The following is a 5,841-nucleotide window of genomic DNA, read 5'->3' as shown; positions in this document are numbered from 1 at the left end:
ATCATGGCCGGGGTCGTGGCCATTGTTTCCGCCGCCCAGGCAGTCCGACGCCCCGGCATCACCGCAACAGCGGCCGGCCCAGAGGTCGTTGAGGTTGGTTTTGGCACAGCTGGTGGTCTGATCGGCCATGGCGGATCCGGCCATGCTCGACACCGCGATAGCGGCAAGAAGGGTGTTTCGCAGAAAAGCAGTCATCTGAAGTCTCCATGGTTGGTTTCGGTTCACGGCTGTGTGTCGCTGGCCGGAGCGAAATGGTTCACGGAGAAATGCGAATTCTGGCGGAGGGCCCATCGATTTCGTCATCCACGGGCGGAGCGGGCGCGCAGACCCGAGGATCCATGCCGCGAGTTGCGAGCGTCGCGACGGGGCAAAAGATCTGGTGATGACGGTATGACGATTGCAGGCGCCTGTTCCTGCGCCGCAGCGTTCTTCATCGGCATCACGGCATGGATCCCAGGGTCTTCGCGACGGAGCTTCGCTCCTGCTCCGCCCTGGGATGACGAAGCGTTGGATGCCGCCCCTAGGGAAGCCGCCGTTGCTGGTGCCTACTGAACCGCGCCGACCAGAACTTGCTGGCCACCGCGGATCGAGACCCAGCGGCCGGTGTTGTCGATCGCCTGCCGCTTGAGGAAGCGGTAGCCGGTCGCGTCCCATGGCTTGACCTTGTCGGTCAGATTGTCGAGCACATAGTCGCCCTCGTCGGTGCGCACCGTCAGCACGGCGTGGCCCTCGCCGTCGGGCTTGCGCACGACGGTGATCAGAAGATCGGCAAGCGAGATGCTCATGCGCGAAAGCTGGCGCCGCTTTTCCAGCACATAGTCCTCGCAATCGCCGACGCCCTTGTCGGGATAAGCCCAGACCTCGTCCTTGCCGTAGATGTCCATGTCGCTCATCGGCTTGACGGCGGCGTTGACCCTGGCGGTGACATTGAGAAGCTTGCGCATCAGCGCGTCGGTCATCTGAGCCGGCGCCAGATTGGTCGGGCGGATCGAGCACTCGCCCGGATGCAGCTTGCAGAAATCATAGTGGCCGATCGGCTGCGAGGTGAGCCCCCCGGTCGCCATCGCTCCACCCGCCAAGGCCGGTGCCACCCAGCCCGCCGTCATTGCCAGCCCGGCCGCCACATACACGCGCAGCCGTCGCGCCATCGATGAGGAAATCATTGTCCCCGCTCACCCTTTGTTATTAACGAAAGGTTAAGGGGGATTTACAGTCCGTGTCAATTACGACGACGGTCGGATTGTCGGCATGGTTACCCGAGGGGCTGGACAGCGGCACTTGTGCAACAGAATCAGCCAGCCGGCCGGCTTTTACCGGTCAATCGCACGGTTTATCGCCGTTAAGCTTGGTTTTATGCATGTCATCGTCCCAAAACCCGCAATTTTGGACGACGTGCATTATCTCTTGGCGGCGCGGACCAGCTTCGGCTTCGCCGCGACACGCTCCTGGCGGCCGTAGCTGGTGATGAAGTCGACGATGCGCGGCACGATTTCGGAGCGGAAGCGCGAACCGTTGAACACGCCGTAATGGCCGACCGCCGGCTGCATGTAATGGGCGTGCCGCTCAGCCGGGATATTGGGGCAAAGATCATGCGCCGCCTTGGTCTGGCCAAGGCCTGATATGTCGTCGTTCTCGCCTTCGACCGTGAACAGCGCGACGTTACGGATCGCCGATGGATCGATCCTGGTGCCGCGATGCGTCATCTCGCCCTTTGGCAAGGCCTGCCGCACGAAGACGGTGTCGACGGTCTGCAGGTAGAATTCAGCCGTCAGGTCCATGACCGCCAGATACTCGTCGTAGAAATCGCGGTGCTTCTCGGCATTGTCGCCATCATGCTTCACCAGATGCATGAAGAAGTCCTTGTGGGCGATGATATGGCGATCGAGGTTCATGCTCATGAAGCCGGACAGCTGCAGGAAGCCTGGATAGACCTCGCGGCCGAAGCCTGGCACCGGCCACGGCGCATGCATCACGACATTGTCGCGGAACCAGTCGATGCCCTTTTCCTGCGCCAGCAGATTGACCGCGGTCGGGTTGCTGCGCGTGTCGATAGGCCCGCCCATCAAGGTCATCGTCGAGGGCACGAACGGGTCGCCCTTGGATTCCATCAGCGCCACGGCGGCCAGCACCGGCACGGAAGGCTGGCACACCGCCATCACATGCGTGTCCGGCCCCAGCGTGTGCAGCATGTCGATGACATAGTCGATGTAGTCGTCGAGATCGAATTGGCCGTCGGCAAGCGGCACCATGCGGGCATCGACCCAGTCGGTGATGTGCACGTCGGCATAGGGCAGCATCGCTTCCACCGTGCCGCGCAGCAGCGTCGCATAATGGCCAGACATCGGCGCCACGATCAGAAGCTTCGGATCGGGCTTGCGCCCGGCGGGGACAGCGCGCTCGAAGCGCACGAGATTGCAGAACGGCTTCGACCAGACGGTCTTCTCGGCGACCTCGACGCTCTTCCAGTCGACCACGGTCTTGCTCAGGCCGAAGGCCGGCTTGCCGTAGCGGCGCGTGGTGCGCTCGAACAGTTCGGCCGTCGCCGCGATCGAACGGCCCCATTGCGTGTGGGAAAACGGATTGAGCGGATTGGAGTAGAACATCCGCACCGCGTCGGCATAGAGGCGCGCCGGCTGCAGGGCGGCGTGGTTCATCTCATAGAGCTGGTAGAACATCGAGAAACCCCGCTGCTGCCTGCGACCGAAGGGACGACGAGCAGCGCCGAGCCTAAATGTCTCGCGGGGAAGTTAACAACTAATTGCTGCGATGCAATACGTCACGCTGCGTGACCAATGCTTCTTTGGTTCAAGGCCATGGAAATCGGGGCCGAACGGCGCCAGCCGGCTCAGTGTGCGGCTGCGAAATGTGTAGGTAGTGTGTCCGGCCCTTGCCGGACACAGGAAGCTCTAGACGCGCGCCATGCACACGGAAGTGTGGCCGGAGCCGATGAAGCCGAGCTGGCCGGCCGCGCCCTTCGACAGGTCGAGCACGCGTCCCTTGATGAACGGACCGCGATCGTTGATGCGCACGACGACGCTGCGGCCGTTGTTCTTGTTGGTCACCCTGAGCTTGGTGCCGAAAGGCAAGGTGCGATGCGCGGCGGTCATCGCCGACGGGTTCATGCGCTCGCCCGAGGCGGTTCTGGAGTGCAGCGCGTACCACGAGGCGCGGCCGCACTGGGCGGCGGCGGTCGCCGAAGAAGCGCCGACCATCAGGCCAGCAGCGATCGTTACCGCGACAATCGCGGTCTGTTTTGGGTTCTTCATATTTGGGGGATGGCTCCGTTTTTGACAGACCCCAGCCGTTAGGTGCCAAATAAGGCGGGAAATGCGGCAGTGATCTGGCGGTTCCGTGGCAATGGCACACGTTTGGAGTCGCTGGGTAACAGTCTGTCAGGGATTTTCCGGCACGCGATGGTCAATCAACGATGATCTTTGTGTTGCTATCGGGCATCCGTTTGACAAGATCGAACATTAATATCCAAGTAGAGCTCGGCGCGGCCGGGCCACTTCCTTTGGCTCTTTTATCGCGGTCCCGATGCTGTAACCAATCGACTCCAAAAGGGAGATCCGGCAATGAGGCTGACCAAAAATCTGCTGGCGTTGATTGTGCTTGCCGTCGGCGCGCTGTGGTCGCTGCAAGGCATCGGCGTTGTCGGCGGCAGCTTCATGACCGGCCAGTCGCAATGGCTCTATATCGGCGTCGTCACCATGCTGGTCGGGCTGATCGGGTTGGTGTGGGCGAACCGGTCAAGCGGGTGAGCTTGATGAAAGGTCGACCCCCACTCCGGCCCTTCGGGCCACCTCTCCCCCGATCGACGGGGTAGAGGAAGGGTGCGAGCTTACGCAAGGTTGGCTCCCTTCCTCTCCCTCCGGAGGGGGAGAGGTGGCGCTGCGAAGCAGCGACGGAGTGGGGGAAGGCGGTCCTCCAGGGCCCTGCCCCCGACAGCCCTACCCGAACAGCCGATCCAGAATCTTGCCCTCCAGCCGGGCCAGCTCCACCGAACCGCGCCGGCGCGGCCGTTCCACGGGCACATCCAGATCGAGCGCGACCCGGCCTTCACTGATCACCACGACCCGGTCGGCGAGCGCGACCGCTTCGGCGACATCATGCGTGACCAGCACGGCCGTGAACTTCTGCGCGATCCAGATGCGTTCCAGAAGCTGCTGCATCTCGATGCGGGTCAGGGCGTCGAGTGCGCCGAGCGGCTCGTCGAGAGCCAGGATCTGCGGGTGGCCGACCAGCGCGCGGGCCAGCGCCACGCGCTGCTTCTGACCTCCGGACAGCACCGAAGGCCATTCGTCGGCCCGGTCGGCAAGCCCGACCTCGCCGAGGATGTCGAGCGCGCGGTGCCTCGCTTCGCTATCGGTGGCGATGCCGGTCAGCCCGACCTCGACGTTTTTCACCACGCTGGCCCAGGGCAGGAGCCGTGGCTCCTGGAACATGAAGCGCGTGCGGCTGTGTCCTTCCTCTTCGACGCCGAAGGACAGCGATCCCGATGTCGGCCGGTCGAGCCCGGCCAGAAGCCGCAACAGCGTGCTCTTGCCGCAGCCGCTCTTGCCGATGACGGCAAGGAACTGCCCGGCCGGCACGTCCAGGTCGATGCCGTCGAGCACGGTCTTGTCGCCGAAGCGCTTGCCGGCATGCCTGAAGGCAAAGGCCCGCTGTCCTTCGACGGAGCCGATCGGCCGCACCGGCGTGGCGACGAAGGAACGGGCTGCGGTCAGGCTGGCGGCGGTCATGGGCAATCTCTCATCCGTTCTGGAAGGCCGGATGCCAGCCAAGCGACAGCCGCTCAAGCAGGCGGGCGAGGCTGTCGGCGAGCTTGCCGAGCAGCGCGTAGATCAGGATCGACAGCACGACGACATCGATCAGCAGGAATTCGCGCGCCTGCATGGCCATGTAGCCGAGGCCCGAACTGGCCGAGATGGTTTCGGCGACGATCAGCGTCAGCCACATGATGCCCAGGGCATAGCGCAGGCCGACGAAGATCGACGGCAGCGCGCCGGGCAGGATGACGCGGGAGAATAGCGTGCGACGGTCCATGCCGTAGACGCGGCCCATCTCGACCAGCTGTGGGTCGACGCTCTGGATGCCGAGCAGCGTGTTGACGTAGATCGGAAAGAACACGCCGAGCGCCACCAGGAACAGCTTGGCTTCCTCGTCGATGCCGAACCACAGGATGACCAGCGGGATCAGCGCCAGATGCGGAATGTTGCGGATCATCTGCAGCGTCGTGTCGGTCAGGCCGCGGCTGAGCGTCGATAGCCCGTTGGCAAGGCCGAGCGCAAAACCGATCGAACCGCCGACGGCAAAGCCGGCAAGGGCGCGCGCGGTCGAGACGCCGATGTTGCGGATCAGTTCGCCCGACAGCGTCAGCCGCCAGAAGGCCTCGGCGACCGCGCTGGGCGCCGGCAGCACGTTGGCCGGCATGACGCCGGCGCGGCTGGCAATCTCCCAGCCGGCAATGATCAGCGCCGGCAGCAGCCAGCCGGTGGCGTTGCTATGCAGGCGCGTGGAAAAGCTCATGACGAAGCCTGCAGGCGGTTGGCGCCATGGAAGCCGACCGAGAATTCGTTGGCGATGTTCTCATGCGCCCGCTGCCGCCTGGTGCCGAGCCCGAGTTTCGGAAACAGAAGCTCGGCGACGCGGTAGGCCTCCTCGAGATGCGGATAGCCCGAGCCGATGATGGTATCGATGCCGATCGCCTGGTATTCGCGGATGCGCCCGGCGATCTGTTCCGGCGTGCCGACCAGCGCCGTGCCGGCGCCGCCGCGCACCAGCCCGACGCCGGCCCACAGATTGGGCGACACGAGCAGCCTGTCACGGCGGCCGCCATGC

General features: G+C 64.1%; 7 protein-coding genes. 1 reads left to right on the top strand and 6 read right to left on the bottom strand.

Translation table 11 applies throughout. From position 1 onward, the window contains the following. Window positions 1–545: 545 nt before the first annotated feature. The 3 genes from EN991_RS20670 to EN991_RS20655 form a co-directional block, all read right to left on the bottom strand. Window positions 546–1,163, bottom strand: a complete 618-nt coding sequence (locus tag EN991_RS20670; RefSeq protein ID WP_127369423.1) for a transglutaminase-like cysteine peptidase — start codon at window positions 1,161–1,163, stop codon at window positions 546–548. Window positions 1,164–1,397: 234 nt separating this feature from the next. Beyond that, window positions 1,398–2,675, bottom strand: a complete 1,278-nt coding sequence (locus EN991_RS20660; RefSeq protein ID WP_063169608.1) for a polyhydroxyalkanoate depolymerase — start codon at window positions 2,673–2,675, stop codon at window positions 1,398–1,400. Window positions 2,676–2,906: 231 nt separating this feature from the next. Next, entirely contained in the window at window positions 2,907–3,266 is a 360-nt protein-coding gene (locus EN991_RS20655) for a septal ring lytic transglycosylase RlpA family protein (RefSeq protein ID WP_013528714.1), read from the bottom strand. Window positions 3,267–3,575: 309 nt separating this feature from the next. Here EN991_RS20655 and EN991_RS39945 point away from each other — a divergent pair, with 309 nt between their 5' ends. Beyond that, window positions 3,576–3,761 (top strand): hypothetical protein, encoded by a 186-nt coding sequence (locus tag EN991_RS39945; RefSeq protein ID WP_024502222.1) that lies wholly within the window; start codon window positions 3,576–3,578, stop codon window positions 3,759–3,761. Window positions 3,762–3,950: 189 nt separating this feature from the next. Here EN991_RS39945 and EN991_RS20645 read toward each other — a convergent pair whose 3' ends face one another. From EN991_RS20645 to EN991_RS20635, 3 genes are all read right to left on the bottom strand, one after another. Continuing rightward, window positions 3,951–4,742 (bottom strand): ATP-binding cassette domain-containing protein, encoded by a 792-nt coding sequence (locus EN991_RS20645; RefSeq protein ID WP_127369421.1) that lies wholly within the window; start codon window positions 4,740–4,742, stop codon window positions 3,951–3,953. A gap of 10 nt (window positions 4,743–4,752) precedes the next feature. Further along, window positions 4,753–5,529, bottom strand: coding sequence for an ABC transporter permease subunit (locus EN991_RS20640; protein WP_127369420.1), 777 nt, complete (start codon window positions 5,527–5,529; stop codon window positions 4,753–4,755). Then, on the bottom strand, window positions 5,526–5,841 hold a 316-nt coding region (locus tag EN991_RS20635; RefSeq protein ID WP_127369419.1), incomplete at its 5' end, for an LLM class flavin-dependent oxidoreductase. The genes EN991_RS20635 and EN991_RS20640, both read right to left, overlap by 4 nt.

The organism is Mesorhizobium sp. M7A.F.Ca.US.005.03.2.1, assembly GCF_003997795.1.
In the GTDB taxonomy this organism is placed as follows: domain Bacteria; phylum Pseudomonadota; class Alphaproteobacteria; order Rhizobiales; family Rhizobiaceae; genus Mesorhizobium; species Mesorhizobium ciceri.
This window is presented reverse-complemented; position numbering and strand designations above follow the sequence as displayed.

Bases quoted from the DNA above. Each gene is read 5' to 3' on its own strand.
- EN991_RS20640 (WP_127369420.1), bottom strand. From the start codon at position 5,529: ATGAGCTTTTCCACGCGCCTGCATAGCAACGCCACCGGCTGGCTGCTG.
- EN991_RS20655 (WP_013528714.1), bottom strand. From the start codon at position 3,266: ATGAAGAACCCAAAACAGACCGCGATTGTCGCGGTAACGATCGCTGCT.
- EN991_RS39945 (WP_024502222.1), top strand. From the start codon at position 3,576: ATGAGGCTGACCAAAAATCTGCTGGCGTTGATTGTGCTTGCCGTCGGC.
- EN991_RS20645 (WP_127369421.1), bottom strand. From the start codon at position 4,742: ATGACCGCCGCCAGCCTGACCGCAGCCCGTTCCTTCGTCGCCACGCCG.
- EN991_RS20670 (WP_127369423.1), bottom strand. From the start codon at position 1,163: ATGATTTCCTCATCGATGGCGCGACGGCTGCGCGTGTATGTGGCGGCC.
- EN991_RS20660 (WP_063169608.1), bottom strand. From the start codon at position 2,675: ATGTTCTACCAGCTCTATGAGATGAACCACGCCGCCCTGCAGCCGGCG.